Source organism: Phycicoccus sp. Soil802, assembly GCF_001429605.1.
Classification (GTDB): Bacteria; Actinomycetota; Actinomycetes; order Actinomycetales; family Dermatophilaceae; genus Pedococcus.
The window spans coordinates 414,392-430,745 of record NZ_LMSS01000002.1; the positions used below are offsets into that span (position 1 = coordinate 414,392).

The 16,354-nt window shown below is 70.4% G+C and carries 15 protein-coding genes and 1 tRNA gene; 7 read left to right on the forward strand and 9 right to left on the reverse strand.

The features are described 5' to 3' along the window. Positions 1 to 58 precede the first annotated feature (58 nt). Positions 59 to 448 (reverse strand): VOC family protein, encoded by a 390-nt coding sequence (locus ASG91_RS05360; RefSeq protein ID WP_056921566.1) that lies wholly within the window; start codon positions 446 to 448, stop codon positions 59 to 61. A gap of 92 nt (positions 449 to 540) precedes the next feature. After that, a complete protein-coding gene (locus ASG91_RS05365) occupies positions 541 to 1,386 on the reverse strand; it encodes a helix-turn-helix transcriptional regulator (RefSeq protein WP_157582302.1) in 846 nt (281 codons plus the stop codon). A 57-nt stretch (positions 1,387 to 1,443) separates the two neighbouring features. Here ASG91_RS05365 and ASG91_RS05370 point away from each other — a divergent pair, with 57 nt between their 5' ends. After that, entirely contained in the window at positions 1,444 to 1,833 is a 390-nt protein-coding gene (locus tag ASG91_RS05370) for a VOC family protein (protein ID WP_056921568.1), read from the forward strand. A 21-nt stretch (positions 1,834 to 1,854) separates the two neighbouring features. Here the strand turns inward: ASG91_RS05370 and ASG91_RS05375 are convergent, their stop codons facing one another. The 6 genes from ASG91_RS05375 to upp all read right to left on the reverse strand — a co-directional run bounded on the left by ASG91_RS05375 (position 1,855) and on the right by upp (position 8,272). Continuing rightward, positions 1,855 to 3,342 carry an amino acid permease gene (locus tag ASG91_RS05375; protein WP_056921569.1) on the reverse strand — a complete coding sequence of 496 codons (1,488 nt, stop codon included), beginning with the start codon at positions 3,340 to 3,342 and terminating at the stop codon, positions 1,855 to 1,857. A gap of 189 nt (positions 3,343 to 3,531) precedes the next feature. Continuing rightward, positions 3,532 to 5,850 (reverse strand): catalase/peroxidase HPI, encoded by a 2,319-nt coding sequence (katG, locus tag ASG91_RS05380; RefSeq protein ID WP_082593930.1) that lies wholly within the window; start codon positions 5,848 to 5,850, stop codon positions 3,532 to 3,534. Positions 5,851 to 5,907: 57 nt separating this feature from the next. After that, positions 5,908 to 6,405, reverse strand: a complete 498-nt coding sequence (locus ASG91_RS05385) for a Fur family transcriptional regulator (protein ID WP_056921811.1) — start codon at positions 6,403 to 6,405, stop codon at positions 5,908 to 5,910. Positions 6,406 to 6,471: 66 nt separating this feature from the next. Continuing rightward, positions 6,472 to 7,278 (reverse strand): PH domain-containing protein, encoded by an 807-nt coding sequence (locus ASG91_RS05390; RefSeq protein ID WP_056921570.1) that lies wholly within the window; start codon positions 7,276 to 7,278, stop codon positions 6,472 to 6,474. Between the two features lie 6 nt (positions 7,279 to 7,284). Next, a complete protein-coding gene (locus ASG91_RS20980) occupies positions 7,285 to 7,455 on the reverse strand; it encodes a hypothetical protein (RefSeq protein WP_200961228.1) in 171 nt (56 codons plus the stop codon). A 178-nt stretch (positions 7,456 to 7,633) separates the two neighbouring features. After that, positions 7,634 to 8,272: a uracil phosphoribosyltransferase gene (gene upp / locus ASG91_RS05395; protein WP_056921571.1), complete on the reverse strand. Its 639-nt coding sequence runs from the start codon at positions 8,270 to 8,272 to the stop codon at positions 7,634 to 7,636. 64 nt (positions 8,273 to 8,336) lie between these two features. Here upp and tadA point away from each other — a divergent pair, with 64 nt between their 5' ends. Both tadA and ASG91_RS05405 read left to right on the forward strand, forming a co-directional pair. Further along, entirely contained in the window at positions 8,337 to 8,804 is a 468-nt protein-coding gene (tadA, locus tag ASG91_RS05400; protein WP_056921812.1) for a tRNA adenosine(34) deaminase TadA, read from the forward strand. Beyond that, the gene (locus tag ASG91_RS05405) at positions 8,801 to 9,433 is read left to right on the forward strand and encodes a DedA family protein (protein ID WP_235544066.1); all 633 of its coding nucleotides are present in this window, start codon (positions 8,801 to 8,803) and stop codon (positions 9,431 to 9,433) included. The genes tadA and ASG91_RS05405 overlap by 4 nt, the downstream gene beginning before the upstream one ends. Positions 9,434 to 9,458: 25 nt before the next feature. Here the strand turns inward: ASG91_RS05405 and ASG91_RS05410 are convergent, their stop codons facing one another. Then, positions 9,459 to 10,886: an MDR family MFS transporter gene (locus ASG91_RS05410; protein WP_056921572.1), complete on the reverse strand. Its 1,428-nt coding sequence runs from the start codon at positions 10,884 to 10,886 to the stop codon at positions 9,459 to 9,461. A gap of 163 nt (positions 10,887 to 11,049) precedes the next feature. Between ASG91_RS05410 and ASG91_RS05415 the strand changes: the two genes are divergently transcribed. From ASG91_RS05415 to ASG91_RS05430, 4 genes are all read left to right on the forward strand, one after another. Next, positions 11,050 to 11,139: transfer RNA gene (locus ASG91_RS05415), tRNA-Ser, on the forward strand. A gap of 175 nt (positions 11,140 to 11,314) precedes the next feature. After that, the gene (locus tag ASG91_RS05420; RefSeq protein WP_235545425.1) at positions 11,315 to 12,154 is read left to right on the forward strand and encodes a pyruvate, water dikinase regulatory protein; all 840 of its coding nucleotides are present in this window, start codon (positions 11,315 to 11,317) and stop codon (positions 12,152 to 12,154) included. A 60-nt stretch (positions 12,155 to 12,214) separates the two neighbouring features. Continuing rightward, complete coding sequence (ppsA, locus tag ASG91_RS05425; RefSeq protein ID WP_056921573.1) at positions 12,215 to 14,596, forward strand: phosphoenolpyruvate synthase; 2,382 nt, start codon at positions 12,215 to 12,217, stop codon at positions 14,594 to 14,596. Positions 14,597 to 14,786: 190 nt separating this feature from the next. Continuing rightward, entirely contained in the window at positions 14,787 to 16,307 is a 1,521-nt protein-coding gene (locus ASG91_RS05430; RefSeq protein ID WP_235545428.1) for a DEAD/DEAH box helicase, read from the forward strand. The last annotated feature ends 47 nt before the right edge of the window (positions 16,308 to 16,354 follow it).

A 16,354-nucleotide genomic window follows, 5' to 3' on the forward strand; every position in this document is an offset into this window, starting at 1 on the left:
AGTTTGAAGGATCCGCCGCGCCTGGGCCCGCCGGATCCTTCAAACTCGCCGACTCTGGCTACGCGGGAGGCGGGTGGCCCTGGTCGGCGACGACGCAGAACTCGTTGCCCTCGGGGTCGGCCATCACCTGCCACCAGGTGTCGATCGCCTCGAGCAGGTCGGTCACGGGCTTGCCGATCCGCCTGCCGCCCAACGCTTCCAGCCGGTCGACCAGGGCGGGGACGCCGAGGTCGAGGGGCGGGTGGACGTCGACGTGCATCCGGTTCTTGCCGGCCTTCTCCTCCGGCACCCGCTGCAGGATGAACACCGGTCCGGGCGGCTCACCCTCGCGCGGCCGCAGCACCTCGAACTCAGGCAGTGAGAACACCGCGTCGTAGCCGAGCGCCGCCGACCAGAACGGCACGAGCAGGGACAGGTCACGTCCGTCGAGGACGACCGAGAGTCGCATGGCTCCCACGATGCCGTATGCCGCGTGGCTACGTTCCAGATCGCGCCTCAGTCCGCGGCGCCTCAGTCCGCGGCGCCTCAGTCCGCGGCGCCTCAGTCCGCGGTGGCCCGGTCGCGGTAGGCGCTCGGCGTGGTGCCGACGAGCGCAGTGAAGTCGCGGGCGAACTGGTTCTGGTCGTACCACCCTGCGGCAGCGGCCAGGTCGGCCAGCGAGCCGTCGTACCCCGAGTCGATCGTCGCCACGGCGTCGTGCAGCCGGCGGCGGGCGACCATCCACTTCGGTCCGACCCCGACGTACTGGCGAAGCAGGCGCTGGAGGCTGCGGACCGACAGCCCGCACCGGTCGGCGAGGTCGTCCACCCGCGTCACCGACGGGTCCTGGAGGTGCTGGACCACGAGACCCACCTGCGCGTAGCCGAGGTCGGGCCCACGACCACGAGCGAGGTCCTCCACGAGGGTGCACAGTGCAGGGCAGGCCGCCCCTGCATCGAGGGGCAGGTCGGCCAGCGACGCCGAGCCCGGGACCAGCCCGTCGGCGAGCCGACTGCGATCCGTGAGCTCGGCCGCCGGGATGCCGGTGAGGGCACTGAACCCACCCGGGTGGAACTTGACGCCGACCACTCCGCCGCGCCCGCGGCATACGGCGTCGAAGCGCCGGGTGGTCACCCCCGTGACCCACACGCCCGGACCGGGCGCCCCGTCGCGGTCGACCTCGCCGCGCTCGACGGTGAGGCTCACCGAAGGATGCGGCACGATCGAGTTGACGTGCTCGACGCCCTCGGGAAGGTCCCATGTCACGGACCACACCCGCTCGACCCAGGGCGCAGCCCCGGCGGTGGGCGCGGTCTCGTCGAAGGCCACGTGGCGAGCCATCTGCTCCGGTCGCAGCACGCCCTTCGACGACGGCGTCCGGCCTGTCGTGTTTGTGCTAGCCGCCACGGGCCGAGTCTAGGAAGGTCGGGGGGAGTAGGACCACTGACGACAGCAGGAGGACGCATGACCCCCACCACCTCGAGCAGCGCACCCGCGACCCTGGCCATGACGACGATCGACTGTGCGGACCCTGAGCGGGAGGCGAGGTTCTGGGCGGCGGCCCTGGGCTGGGAGGTGGCCCACGCCGACGGCGACTACGGCATGGTGGTGAACGGTACACAGCGGATCGGGTTCGGCCGGGTCGAGGGCTGGACGGCGCCGGGGTGGCCCAACGCCTCGGGCACCAAGCAGTTCCACCTCGACCTCGCCGTCGACGACCTGGCGGCAGCCGAGGAGGCCCTGACCGGGCTGGGCGCGACCCGCGCCGAGCCGCAGCCGTCCACCGACTGGGTGGTGCTGCGGGACCCCGATGGTCACCCGTTCTGCCTCACCAAGGCAGCCAGCTGGGGCTGAGCCAGCAACCCCCCCGGCGCCTCAGGTGCTCGTCATGCTGGGCAGCTCGCCCTTCTTCGGGTTCCCCGACAGGCGACTGCTGCGGTAGCCGTAGGCGAAGTAGATCAGGAACCCGAGCGCCATCCAGACGAGGAACCGGATCCACGTCTCGACCGGCAAGGTGAGCATGAGGTAGGCGCAGATGGCTGCGGACACCCACGGCACCACGGGCGAGAACGGCACCCGGAACGGCCGCTGCAGGTCCGGACGGCGCCGACGGAGAACGGGCACCGCGAGTGAGACGAGGAAGAAGGCCGACAGCGTCCCGATGTTGATCATGAACTCGAGCTTGCCCACCGGGGTGAGGGCGGCGACCAGAGCCACGACCACCCCGACGATGACGGTGATGCGCAGCGGGGTGCCGGTGCGGTGGTTGGTCTTGCCGAGCCACGGCGGCAGCAGCCAGTCGCGCGACATCGCGAAGACCACGCGGGAGGTGCCGATCAACAGGGTCATGACGACCGTCGTCAGGCCCGCCACGGCTCCTGCGGAGATGAGCGTGGCGTAGCCGGACTTCCCGACGCTCTCGAACGCGGTGGCCAGTGAGGCCTCGGTGGACAGCTCGGTGAACGGCACCATGCCGGTCAGGACGATCGCCACGGCGCAGTAGAGGACGGTGCAGATGACGAGGGAGGCGATGATGCCGATCGGCAGGTCTCGCTTGGGGTTCTTGGCCTCCTCGGCCGTGGTCGCGACCACGTCGAAACCGATGTAGGCGAAGAACACCAACGAGGCGGCGGCGAGGATGCCGGGGATCCCGAAGTGCGACGGTGCGAAGCCGAATGCCCACTCGATCAGCGGCGACTCAAGGGAGGACTTCGCCTTGGCCGGCTGGCTCGGGGGGATGAACGGGGAGTAGTTGGCCGACTTGATGAAACCGATGCCCGCGACGATGACGAACAGGACGATGAAGACCTTCAGTGCGACCAGGGCCAGGTTGACGCGCAAGGACTCCTTGATGCCGATGCTCACCAGGATGCTCAGCACGACGACGAGCAGGAAGGCCGGGAGGTCGAACCTCGACCCGTAGGCCACGGACTCCGGGATGGCCAGGCCGAGGTGGTCGAGGAAGACGCCGAGGTAGGCCGACCAGCCTTGCGCCACCACGCTGGCGCCCAGCATCAGCTCGAGGAGCAGGTCCCAGCCGATGATCCAGGCGATGATCTCACCGAGGCTGGCGTAGGAGAACGTGTAGGCGGAGCCGCTGATGGGGATCGACGACGCGAACTCGGCGTAGCAGAGCGCGGCGAGGCCGCAGCAGACCGCGGCCACCACGAAGGACAGCACGACCGAGGGACCGGCCAGCTCCTTGGCCGCTCGCCCCGCCACGGTGAAGATGCCGGCACCGATGACGACGCCGACCCCGAAGACGGTGAGGTCGAGTGCGGTGAGCCGCTTCTTCAGCTGGTACTCGGGCTCGTCGCCGTCACGCAGGGACTGCTCGACTGACTTGGTGCGGAACATGGACATCGGCGCGCCTCCCGAGCTCGGAGCCGAGCCGCAGCGCCGCGACCCGGAGTCCAGCCAACCTAGCGCCGGTGCGGGTGCTGCGCTCCTCGGCGATCCGGCATGCGAAACGTCCGGGCCGGCCCCTGCGGGCCGACCCGGACGTCGTCGGTGCGGTGTTGCTGCGGTGCTGCTGAGGCTGAGCCGTGGGGCTCAGACCAGGTCGTAGCGGTCCAGCTCCATGACCTTCACCCAGGCCGCGACGAAGTCCGTGACGAACTTGTCGGCGGCGTCGTCGCTCGCGTAGACCTCGGCCAGCGCGCGCAGCTCGGAGTTCGATCCGAACACCAGGTCGGCGCGCGTGCCGTTCCACTTCACGGCGCCGGACGCGTCGACTGCCTCGTATGCCGCGGAGTCCGGAGCGGAGGCCCGCCAGGTGGTGTCCATGGAGAGCAGGTTGACGAAGAAGTCGTTCGTCAGCGTGCCCGGCCGGTCGGTGAGCACACCGGCCGTGGACTGCTGGTGGTTGGCCCCGAGCACCCGGAGGCCGCCGACGAGGACGGTCATCTCGGGGGCGCTGAGGGTCAGCAGGTTCGCGCGGTCGACGAGCAGGAACTCCGCGGGAAGTCGCAGCCCCTTGCCGACGTAGTTGCGGAACCCGTCGGCCCGCGGCTCCATCTCGGCGAACGAGTCGACGTCGGTCTGGTCCTGGCTGGCGTCGGTGCGACCCGGGGTGAACGGCACCTCGACGTCGCGACCGCCGGCCTTGGCGGCCTGCTCCACGCCGACGCCTCCGGCCAGCACGATCAGGTCGGCGAGCGAGACCCGCTTGCCGCCGGACTGCGCACCGTTGAACGACTCCTGGATGCCCTCGAGGGTCCGCAGCACCGAGGCGAGGCGGGCCGGGTCGTTGACGTCCCAGCCGTTCTGCGGCTCGAGGCGGATGCGGGCACCGTTGGCGCCGCCGCGCTTGTCGCCGCCCCGGAACGTCGACGCCGACGCCCAGGCGGTGGAGACCAGGTCGGCCACCGAGAGGCCCGACGCCGCGATCTGCTCCTTGAGCGAGGCGACGTCGGCCGCGTCGACCAGGTCGTGGTCGACGGCGGGGATCGGGTCCTGCCAGATCTGCACCTCGCTCGGGACCTCGGGGCCGAGGTAGCGGACGACGGGGCCCATGTCGCGGTGGGTCAGCTTGAACCACGCCTTGGCGAACGCGTCCGCGAACTCCTGAGGGTTCTCGAGGAAGCGACGCGAGATCTGCTCGTAGACCGGGTCGACGCGCAGCGCCAGGTCGGTCGTGAGCATGTTGGGGGCGATCCGCGCGGAGGCGTCGTGGGCGGCCGGGACGGTGCCCTCGCCGCCGCCGTCCTTCGGCTTCCACTGGTGGGCGCCCGCCGGGCTCTTGGTGAGCTCCCACTCGAAGCCGAAGAGGTTCTCGAAGAAGTGGTTGCTCCACTGGGTGGGCGTCTGGGTCCAGGTCACCTCGAGGCCACTCGTGATGGTGTCGGCGCCCTTGCCGGTGCCGAACGAGTTGCGCCAGCCGAGGCCCAGCTCCGCGAGCTCGGCGCCCTCGGGCTCGTCACCCACGTACTTGTGGGGGTCCGCGGCACCGTGGGTCTTGCCGAAGGTGTGGCCACCCGCGATCAGTGCCACCGTCTCCTCGTCGTTCATCGCCATGCGGCGGAACGTCTCACGGATGTCGCGGGCCGCGGCCAGCGGGTCGGGCTGGCCGTTGGGGCCCTCCGGGTTGACGTAGATGAGGCCCATCTGGACCGCGGCGAGCGGGTTCTCGAGCTCGCGGTCACCGGTGTAGCGCTCGTCGCCGAGCCACTCGGTCTCCGGGCCCCAGTAGACGTCCTCGTCGGGCTCCCACACGTCCTCGCGTCCACCGGCGAAGCCGAAGGTCTGGAAGCCCATGTTCTCCAGGGCGACGTTGCCGGTGAGGACCATCAGGTCGGCCCACGACAGGCTCTGGCCGTACTTCTGCTTGACCGGCCACAGCAGGCGCCGGGCCTTGTCGAGGTTGGCGTTGTCGGGCCAGCTGTTGAGCGGGGCGAACCGCTGCTGCCCGGCACCGGCACCGCCGCGGCCGTCGCGGATCCGGTAGGTGCCGGCGCTGTGCCAGGCCATCCGGATCATGAACGGGCCGTAGTTGCCGAAGTCGGCCGGCCACCAGTCCTGCGAGGTGGTGAGGACCTCGGCGACGTCCTGCTTGACCGCCGCGAGGTCGAGGGCCTGGAACGCCTTGGCGTAGTCGAAGTCGGCACCGAGCGGGTTGGCCACCACGGGGTTCTTGGCGAGGATCCGCAGGTTGAGCCGGTCCGGCCACCAGCCGCGGTTGCTGCCGCCACCCTGGGTGGGGTGGGTCGCGGTGTGCGCGACCGGGCACTTGCCCTCGGCGGCGCTGTCCGTCGTGACCCCGTCGGCCTGCGGGTTGGTCTCCGCGGTCAGCGGCTGGTCGGGGTCCCAGCCGGCGGCATTGGCCTCGTCGGCTCGGGCGTTGGGGGTCAGGGGCTGGTCGGTGTCCGACATGTGGTTCCTTCCACGGTTGGGCGAGTGCAGGGCGATGGTCAGGTCTGGGTTGGTTGGTCAGGAGGCGGGCTGGTGCGTATGCCGCGTGGTCGCGACGGGCGCGCTCGTGGCGCTGGCGGGCGCGGTCGTCGCCCCACCGTTCGCGCAGTCGGGGCACAGGCCCCAGTAGACGACCTCGGCCTCGTCGATCACGAAGCCCTGGCTGTCGGACGCGGTGAGGCAGGGGATCTCGCCCACCGCGCACTCGACGTCGGCGATCGTGCCGCAGCCGCGGCATACGACGTGGTGGTGGTTGTCGGCGACGCGGGCCTCGTAGCGGGCCACCGATCCGGCCGGCTGGATGCGCCGCAGCAGCCCGGCTGCCGTGAGGGCGCGCAGCACGTCGTAGACGGCCTGGTGCGAGACGTCGCCGAGCCCGGCCCGGACGGCGCCGATGATGGTGTCGGTGTCGGCGTGCGGGTGGTCGTGCACCGCGGTCAGCACCGCGACCCGGGGCTTCGTCACCCGCAGCTCGGCGCCGCGCAGCACCTGCTCGAGCTCGACCGTCGTGGGCATGACCCGAGCCTGTCGCATTGTCTTGAATGAGTCAAGAAAACGTCTGGCGCGTGAGACGGTGCGGGCTCAGTCGTCCTGGTCGACGCGGCGGCGGGGGCGGAGCGGGATGGGGCCGGTGTCGGCGCTGCGGTCGCGGGCGCGCAGGTCGGGGCTGCGGTAGAGCGAACCCTGCGCTCGCGAGGTCGGGGACGTCGGCGCGGCGGGGCTGTGCCGCGGGTCGTCCCACCCGGCATACGGGTCGGGCAGGCCGCCACCCGAACGCCCCGCTCGCGACGGACCGCCGCCGCCGGACGGCGGGTCGTCCCAGCGGTCGTCCGGTCCCTCGAAGGGCAGGTCGTACGGGTCGCCGTAGTGGTCGTCGAACGGGTTGCGCTCGCCCACCCCGAAGATCTCGGAGCAGATGATGCGGTAGTGGTGGTCGGGGTCAGGCACGAAGCTGACCTTGTGCAGCGCCTGGTCCTGACCGGCGGACTCGAGCACGAACCGGCCGTAGCCGAAGATCCGCCCGGGCACCGACCGCTCGTACGCCATGTCGGTGACCTTGGTCAGCGGCATCATCGGGACCCGCCGGGTGATGAACCCGTGGAAGAGCAGCAGCCGCTTGTCGGTGGCGATGAACCAGTCGTGCCGCCAGTTGACGACCTTCCACCCGGCGCGCAGCACGAGCGCGAACCACGCCCACCACGCCAGCGTGCTGAGGAGGTTGAAGTCTGCGGCCAGCTTGGCGTCGAGCCATCCCGCGACAGCGAGCCCGGCAAGGGCGGACCCGACCGGCTCGGCGACCCTGCCCCAGTGCTGGTGCACTGCGAACACGATGCGCTCACCGTCGACGAGGTAGCGCTCGATCTCGCTACGACTGGGCGTCGGGCCCATGGGGGACTACCCGCGGCCGAGCAGGGCGTCGAAGAAGTTGCCGATGCTGCGAGCGCCGTCGACGATCATGCCCCACGACGTCCTGACGATGTCAGCTGCCTGGTCGGGAGACGTGAAGATGGCGTAGGCCGCGAAGGCGACGAGGACCCAGAGCACGATCTTCTTCACGCGCGTCATGCTCATCTCCTCGGTGGGGCGGGACCTCTGTGGCTGAAGTCCGCACTGGATCAGGGGGGTTTGTCGTGCGGTGGGCGCGCCCGTCAGGCGCACCACCGGGTCCATCCTGACCGATGCCATTGGCCGAACGGGTGAGGCGCGCCGCGCGCCCCGGCCACGCGGCATACGGTATCGGCGGTCAGACCACGCCGTAGAGGCGGTCGCCCGCATCGCCCAGGCCGGGGACGATGTAACCCTTGTCGTTGAGCCGCTCGTCGAGGGCGCCGGTGACGATCGTGATCGGGATGTCGAGGTCGGCGAGCGACTCCTCGACGTGCTTGATCCCCTCCGGGGCGGCCAGCAGGGTGACGGCGGTGATGTCGTCGGCGCCACGGTCCGCGAGGTAGCGGATGGCGTCGACGAGCGTGCCGCCGGTGGCGAGCATGGGGTCGACGACGTAGCACTGGCGTCCACTGAGGTCGTCGGGCAGCCGGTTCGCGTAGGTGATCGCCTCGAGCGTCTCCTCGTTGCGCTGCATCCCCAGGAAACCCACCTCGGCGCTCGGCAGCAGGCGCACCATCCCCTCGAGCATCCCCAGCCCGGCGCGCAGGATCGGCACGATCAGCGGCTTGGGGTTGGACAGCTTGATGCCCGTGGTCGGGGCGACCGGCGTCTCGATGTCGAACGGCTCGACCCGCACGTCGCGAGTGGCCTCGTAGGCCAGCAGCGTCACCAGCTCCTCGGCCAGCCGCCGGAAGGTCGGGCTGTCCGTGCGCTTGTCGCGCAGGTAGGTCAGCTTGTGCGTGATGAGCGGGTGGTCGGCAACGTGGACGCGCATAGGCGAAACTTAGCGCGTGACCTCCACCCGCGGACCCTCGGTCGATGAGCGGTATGCCGCGTGGATGGGCCTGGCACTCGACCTTGCCGCAGCTGCGGGCCGCCACGGCGACGTCCCGGTCGGAGCCGTCGTGGTGTCGCCGTCGGGTGAGGTGGTCGGCGAGGGGCGCAACCTGCGCGAGGTCGAGGGCGACCCGACCGCCCACGCAGAGATCGTCGCGCTCCGGGCCGCCGCGCGAGCGCTGGGGGAGTGGCGGCTCGAGGACTGCACGCTCGTCGTCACGCTCGAACCGTGCCCTATGTGCGCCGGCGCCCTGATGCTCTCGCGGATCTCTCGGCTCGTGCTGGGTGCGTGGGACCCCAAGCTCGGCGCGACCGGTTCGGTGTGGGACATCGTCCGCGACCGGCGGGCGACCCACCGGGTCGAGGTCGTCGGTGGGGTGCGGGCCTCAGAGTGCTCTCAGCTGCTGCTGTCATTCTTCGAGGGACACCGCAACGGCGGCGCAGTCGACCAGCCGGGGGAGCGCGCGTGAGCGGAATCATCAACAGCCTGGTCAACCAGGTGCTGGGTTCGCCGCCGTGGCTCGTTTACCTCATCGTCGCGCTGGTGGTCTTCGCCGAGGACGCGCTGTTCGTGGGGTTCGTGCTGCCCGGCGAGACCCTCGCGATCATCGGCGGGGTCACCGCCAGCCTCGGCCACACGTCGCTGGCCTGGGTGCTGGTCGTCGTCATCCTCGCCGCCATCATCGGCGACTCCGTGGGCTACGAGATCGGGCGGCTGTTCGGGCCGCGGGTGATGGGGCTGAAGATCCTCGAGCGTCGTCAGGAGAAGCTCGACTCCGCGCAGGAGTTCCTTCGTCGCCGGGGTGGGTCGGCCGTCTTCCTCGGCCGGTGGACGGCGTTCTTCCGGGCGGTCATGCCGGCGCTCGCAGGATTGTCCGGCATGCGCTACCGCGTGTTCCTCCCCTGGAACGCGATCGGCGGAATCGCCTGGGGCGCAACGGCTGTCACCGCCGGCTACCTCGCCGGCGAGTCGTACCACCGGGTCGAGAAGTGGCTCGGGCGTGGAGCGGCGGGGATCGTGGCGCTCATCGTGGTGGTGGCCATCGCCGTGTGGGCGGTCCGCCGACACCGCGCGCAGCCTTCCGCCCGGTCGAGGTAATTCGGGACCCGATTCCGGTCGCGGATTACCTCGAATCGGCGGCTCTGGCCTTGGGCATGAGGAGGGCGGCGACGATCGTCACGAGGGCAGCCACCAGGACGCCGACGAAGACCGCCGCGCCCGCACCGGCCGCAGTGCCCGGATCGGTCTCGGGGTGTCCGGAGCGGGCGATCACGCCGTTCGCGACTGCTCCGAGCACCGCTGCACCCACCGCGCTCCCGATCGAGCGCGCGAACATGTTGGTGCCCGTGGCGACCCCACGTTCGTGCCACTCGACGCTGGCCTGCGCCGCGATCAGCGACGGGCTGGCGACCAGCCCCAGGCCCAGGCCGGTGACGAAACAGGAGACAGCGACCACGGCCACGGAGGGGTGGTGCGCCGTCAGGGCGAGCGTCCCGGTGCCGAGGACGACGAGCGCCATCCCGACCAGGATCGCCGGTCGGAAGCCGAACCGGAGGTAGAGCAGGCGCCCCGACAGGGTGGCCGAGATGGGCCAGCCGATCGTCAGGGCCGCCAGGGCGAGGCCGCCGATGAGGGGGTCGATGCCGAGGGAGTTCTCGAGGTAGGTCGGGACGAACGACGTCAGGCCGATCAGGATGACGCCGACCCCCAGCGCCAGCATCGTCGTCGTGGCGAGCAGCCGGCGGCTGAGCACCCACAAGGGCAGCACCGGCTCCGCGGCCCGGCGCTCGACCAGGAGGAAGACGAGCAGCAGCACGCTGCCGGCGCCGAGCACCGTGCAGCTGGTGACCGACGACCAGGGCCAGGCCTGTCCGCCCTCGAGGATGCCGAGGATGAGCAGTGACATGGCGGCGGTGAGCAGCGCCGCGCCCGCGTAGTCGATGCGGTGCTGCTGGCGCGTCACCCGCTCGTGGAAGTTGCGGGCGATGAGGGTGCCGGCGACCAGGCACAGCGGCACGTTGACGAAGAAGATCCAGCGCCAGATGCCGAGCTGGGAGAAGATCCCGCCCAGCGTGGGACCGACGACGGACGACACCGCCCACACGCTCGCGATGTAGCCCTGCGCCTTGGCGCGCTCGGCCACCGTGTAGATGTCGCCCGCGATCGTGATGGCCATCGGCTGCACGGCACCCGCACCCAGTCCTTGGACGGCCCGGAAGACGATCAACGAGGTCATGCTCCAGGCGAAGCCGCACAGGACCGATCCCGCGAGGAAGAGCCCGATCCCGAACAGCATGAGCGGCTTGCGCCCCACGATGTCGGCGAGCTTGGCGTAGATGGGCACCGAGACGGCCTGCGCCAGCAGGTAGACCGAGAACAGCCACGGGAACTGCGCGAAGCCCCCGAGGTCACGCACGACCGACGGCACCGCAGTGGCGAGGATGGTCGCGTCCATGGCGATGAGCCCGGTCGACACCATCAGCGCCAACAGGATGGGCCCGCGGTCCGATCGCAGGCCCACTCCAGCGGTGGTCTCGGTGGTGGAGGTCATCTCCGATGACAAGTGCCGTGGGCGCCCGCGCATTCCCCCAGCCGCCTCGACCGCGCCCCTGGCGCGCAGCGAGGTATGCCGCGTCGGCACCCCCTCGGAGCCGTCCAGCAGGCGCGATCGGGGCGATTTCGTCGCCGTCGGCCGCTCTAGTAACCTGCTCCGCGGTGGCGTGTCCGAGCGGCCTAAGGAGCACGCCTCGAAAGCGTGTGTGGGTGAAAGCCCACCGTGGGTTCAAATCCCACCGCCACCGCCAAAGCGAGAAGGACCCGACAGTGATCTGTCGGGTCCTTCGTCATGGTGGCCCACAGAAGTCGGCCAATTGCCCGGTTCCGGGCGCCACCTGCGGTCCGGCACCGTGGGAAGTCGGCCAACTGCCCGATAACCTGTCGGGCTGGGCAACCGAGCGGCGACATGGAACGGTGGGGGGCGTGATCCCGGAGCCTGCTGACACGGTCGCCCCCACCCCGGTGTTCTTCCTCGCCGGCGGCACAGGCATCTCGGCCGAGACGCTGGGCAACCTCATGCTGGCGCAGTTCCCCAGCCTCACCTTCGCGCGCCGCAAGATCCCCTTCATCACCACGGTCGAGCAGGCCCGCGCAGTGGTCGAGGAGCTCGACGCGGCCACCACCGACTCGGTGACCGCGCTGGTCTTCTCGACCGTCTCGGACGAGGAGATCCGCAAGGAGCTGCAACGCACCAAGGGTGCGTTCATCGACCTCTTCGGCTCGCACCTCGACACCGTCGAGCGGGTGCTGCACGTCAACGCGACCCACGGCGTCGGCGCTCTCCACGGAGTCGGCGACACGCGTCGCTACGACCTGCGCATGAAGGCGATCGAGTTCGCGATGGAGCACGACGACGGCGCCAGCCTGCGCAACCTCGACCAGGCCGACCTGATCCTCGTGGCGCCCTCGCGGTGCGGCAAGACGCCGACCTCGATGTACCTCGCCCTCCAGCACGGCCTCAAGGTCGCCAACTACCCGCTCGTCCCCGAGGACTTCGACTCCGACGCGCTGCCGCGGCCGGTCCGGGAGCTCGGCGCCAAGTGCTTCGGCCTGCTGTCCACGCCCGCCCGGCTGAGCCAGGTGAGGGGGGAGCGACGGCCGGGCTCGACGTATGCCAGTCTCGCCCAGTGCAGCTACGAGCTGCGCCGGGCCGAGGCGCTCTACCGGCTGCACCGGATCCCCTCGATCAACTCGGCCTCGATGTCGGTGGAGGAGATGGCGGCGGTCATCATGCAGACCAGCAGTCTGGGCAACCTCGCCTGAGTGCCACCATGAAGGACAGCGTCACCACCCGCGGCTCGGCCGCCTGTCGAAAGGAACGTCGTGAGCGGCAACATCTCCTGGTTCAAGGACCTCGGGTTGGGCGACGTCGAGTCGGTGGGGGGCAAGAACGCCTCCCTCGGTGAGATGGTGCAGCACCTGTCGAAGGCAGGGGTGCGCGTCCCGGACGGCTTCGCCACGACGGCGGATGCGTATCGCCGTTTCCTGGCGCACGAGGGTCTGGCCGACCGGATCAGCGCGACGCTGGCGGGCCTGGATGTCGAGGACACCCGGTCGCTCGCGGAGGCCGGCGCGCAGATCCGTGACCTGGTGGAGGGGCAGCCGTTCCCGGCGGACCTCGAGACCGACATCCGCGCGGCATACGAGGAGCTCGTGGCCGGCGCCCCCGGCGAGGTGAGCTGGGCGGTGCGTTCCAGCGCCACGGCGGAGGACATGCCGGACGCGTCGTTCGCGGGGCAGCAGGAGACGTTCCTGAACGTGTTGGGGATCGACAACATCCTGCTGGCGATCAAGAAGGTGTTCGCCTCGCTCTACAACGACCGGGCGATCGCCTACCGGGTGCACAGCAGCTACGACCACGACGTCGTGGCGTTGTCGGCGGGGGTGCAGCGGATGGTGCGCTCCGACATCGGGTCGTCCGGTGTGATGTTCACCATCGACACCGAGTCCGGTTTCCCCGACGCGGTGTTCGTCACCAGCAGCTACGGCCTGGGTGAGGCGGTCGTGCAGGGGGCCGTGAACCCCGACGAGTTCTACGTCTACAAGCCGGCTCTGCGGGCCGGGCGGCCGGCGATCCTCAAGCGCGGGGTGGGTGGCAAGGCCACCAAGATGGTCTACACGCAGGACTCGGCGGTGGGTCGCTCGATCGACTTCGTGCCGGTCGAGGAAGTCGAGCGCGGCCGGTTGAGCCTGACCGACGACGAGGTCACCGAGCTGGCCCAGCACGCGCTCAAGATCGAGGAGCACTACGGCCGCCCGATGGACATCGAGTGGGGCAAGGACGGCGTCGACGGCCAGCTGTACATCCTGCAGGCGCGCCCGGAGACGGTGAAGTCGCGGCAGTCCGGCTCGACACTGCAGCGGTTCCGGATGGACGAGCGGGGCGAGGTGCTGGTCGAGGGGCGCGCGATCGGGCAGAAGATCGGCGCCGGAGCCGTACGAGTTCTCACCTCGGCCGAGTCGATGCACGAGTTCCAGCCCGGTGAGGTGCTGGTGGCCGACATGACCGACCCGGACTGGGAGCCGGTGATGAAGCGGGCCTCCGCGATCGTCACCAACCGCGGCGGCCGCACCTGCCACGCCGCGATCATCGCCCGCGAGCTCGGCATCCCCGCCGTCGTCGGCACCGGCACGGCGACGACCGCCTTGTCCGACGGGCAGGAGGTCACGGTCTCCGCGGCCGAGGGCGACACCGGCCTGGTCTACGACGGGCTCCAGAAGTTCTCGGTCACTGAGACCGCCCTGGACGACATGCCCGACATCGACGTGAAGATCATGATGAACGTCGGCACCCCCGACCAGGCGTTCGAGTTCTCTCGGTTGCCGCACAAGGGGATCGGGCTCGCCCGGCTCGAGTTCATCATCAACCGCCAGATCGGCATCCACCCGCGCGCGCTGCTCGAGCTCGACGACCAGGAGCCCGGCATCAAGGCGGAGATCGAGGCACTGATCGGCGCCTACGACAGCCCGCGCGACTACTTCGTCAAGCGGGTCGCCGAGGGCGTCTCGATGCTCGCGGCCGCGTTCGCGCCCGAGCCGGTGATCGTGCGGATGAGCGACTTCAAGTCCAACGAGTACGCCCACATGCTCGGCGGTGAGCGGTACGAGCCGGACGAGGAGAACCCGATGATCGGGTACCGCGGTGCGGCCCGGTACCTCTCCGAGGACTTCGCGGAGTGCTTCGCGATGGAGTGCGAGGCGCTGCGGCTGGTGCGCGACGAGATGGGTCTGACCAACGTCAAGGTGATGATCCCGTTCGTCCGCACCCTGAAGGAGGCCGAGGGCGTCATCGACCTGTTGGGGCAGAACGGCCTCAAGCGCGGCGAGAACGACCTGCAGGTCGTGATGATGTGCGAGGTCCCCTCCAACGCCGTCAACGCCGACGCGTTCCTCGACCACTTCGACGGGTTCTCGATCGGGTCGAACGACCTCACCCAGCTCACCCTGGGCCTTGACCGTGACTCGGCCCTGGTCGCCGGTGGCTTCGACGAACGCGACCCCGCCGTGAAGAAGATGCTCACCATGGCGATCGAGGCGTGCCGGGCCCGCGGCAAGTACGTCGGCATCTGTGGGCAGGGACCCTCGGACCACCCCGACCTCGCGGACTGGCTGATGGACCAGGGCATCGAGTCCATGTCACTCAACCCCGACACCGTCGTCGAGACCTGGCTTCGCCTCGCCAAGAGGTCGCCGGAGGCCTCGTAGCGCCGTCCGGCCGAACGGGCGATTCGGGAATGAACGCCCGGCCCGATAGGGTTGCAACCACTGCGTGCGCACCGTCGTGCACGCCAGGTCGTCTGCTCCGCGCCCCAACTACTGGTTGGCGCCGTCAGCTCACAGGTTCGTGAGTGGTCCAGCATCTTCGGCCACTCCCTACTGCTGATGAGAGTTCTCCGTGTCTTCGCACCACACCGCCCTGCCCTTTGCCGACCTCGGCATCCATCCCCGCGTCATCGCGGCCCTGAAGGAACGCGGCATCGACCTGCCGTTCCCGATCCAGGCCGCGACGCTCCCTGACTCGCTCGCCGGTCGTGACGTCCTCGGCCGTGGCCGCACCGGCAGCGGCAAGACGGTGGCCTTCGCACTGCCCATGGTCTCCGCGCTGGCCAAGTCCGGCCGCCGTCGGGCGCCGCACACCCCGCGCGCCCTCGTGCTGGTCCCGACCCGTGAGCTGGCGATCCAGGTCGCCGAGACGGTGACCCCGCTGGCCGCCGCGCTCGAGCTGCGCACCATGACCATCTTCGGTGGCGTGGGCCAGAACCCGCAGGTGGCCGCGCTCCGCCGCGGGATCGACATCGTGATCGCGACCCCTGGTCGCCTCGAGGACCTCATCGGCCAGGGCCACGTGCGCCTGGGCGACATCGAGGTCACCGTGCTCGACGAGGCCGACCACATGGCCGACCTCGGCTTCCTCCCCGCCGTGAAGCGCCTCCTCGACGCCACCCCGCGGGACGGCCAGCGGCTGCTCTTCTCCGCGACGCTCGACAACGCGATCGACCAGCTGGTCAAGCGCTACCTGCACAACCCGGTGACCCACAGCGTCGACAGCGCCGCGTCGCCCGTTCCCGCAATGACGCACCACCTGTTCAACGTGAGCCGCGACAACAAGCCGGCCGTCGTGCGCGAACTCGTTGCAGGACAAGGCCGCACGCTTGCCTTCACCCGCACCAAGCACGCCGCCAAGAAGCTGGCCAAGCAGCTCACCGCATCGGGCATCCCGGCCGTCGACCTGCACGGCAACCTGTCGCAGGCCGCCCGCCAGCGCAACCTCGCTGCGTTCAGCGAGGGCCACAGCCGGGTGCTCGTGGCCACCGACATCGCGGCCCGCGGCATCCACGTCGACGACGTCACCCTCGTCGTCCACGTCGACCCGCCGGCCGAGCACAAGGCCTACCTGCACCGCTCGGGCCGCACCGCCCGCGCCGGCGCCGAGGGCGTCGTCGTCACCGTCAGCACCCCCGAGGAGCGCGGCGACACCCGCACCCTGATGCGTCAGGCCGGCATCAAGCCCACCGCCGTCGACGTCAGCCCCGGACACCCCGCCATCGGCGACCTGACCGGCCCGGTGGCCGAGCTGGTCACCCCGGCCCCGGTGGTCGCGCAGCCGAACAACGGCAACGGCAACGGCGGACGCTCGCAGCGTGGCCGTGGCGGCTCCGGCCAGCCGCGTCAGCAGGGTGGCGCCGGTCGCTCCTCCGGCGGCGCTGGCCGCGCGTCGGGTGGTGGCGCTCGTGGCCGTCGCGGTGGTTCGCAGTCCTCGAGCACCGAGTCCTACCGCACCGAGACCCCGCGCTCGGGTGGCTCGCAGGGCGCCCGCTCGCAGTCGTCTCGCGGCGGTTCGCGGCAGGGTGGCTCGCAGGGTCAGGCCCGCTCCGGCGGCATCGCCGCCTTCTCGGCGGGTCGCCGCGGGCGCTGAGCCCACCCGCCGTCCGGAACTGGCGGCCTCACCTCAGCCACACGGCA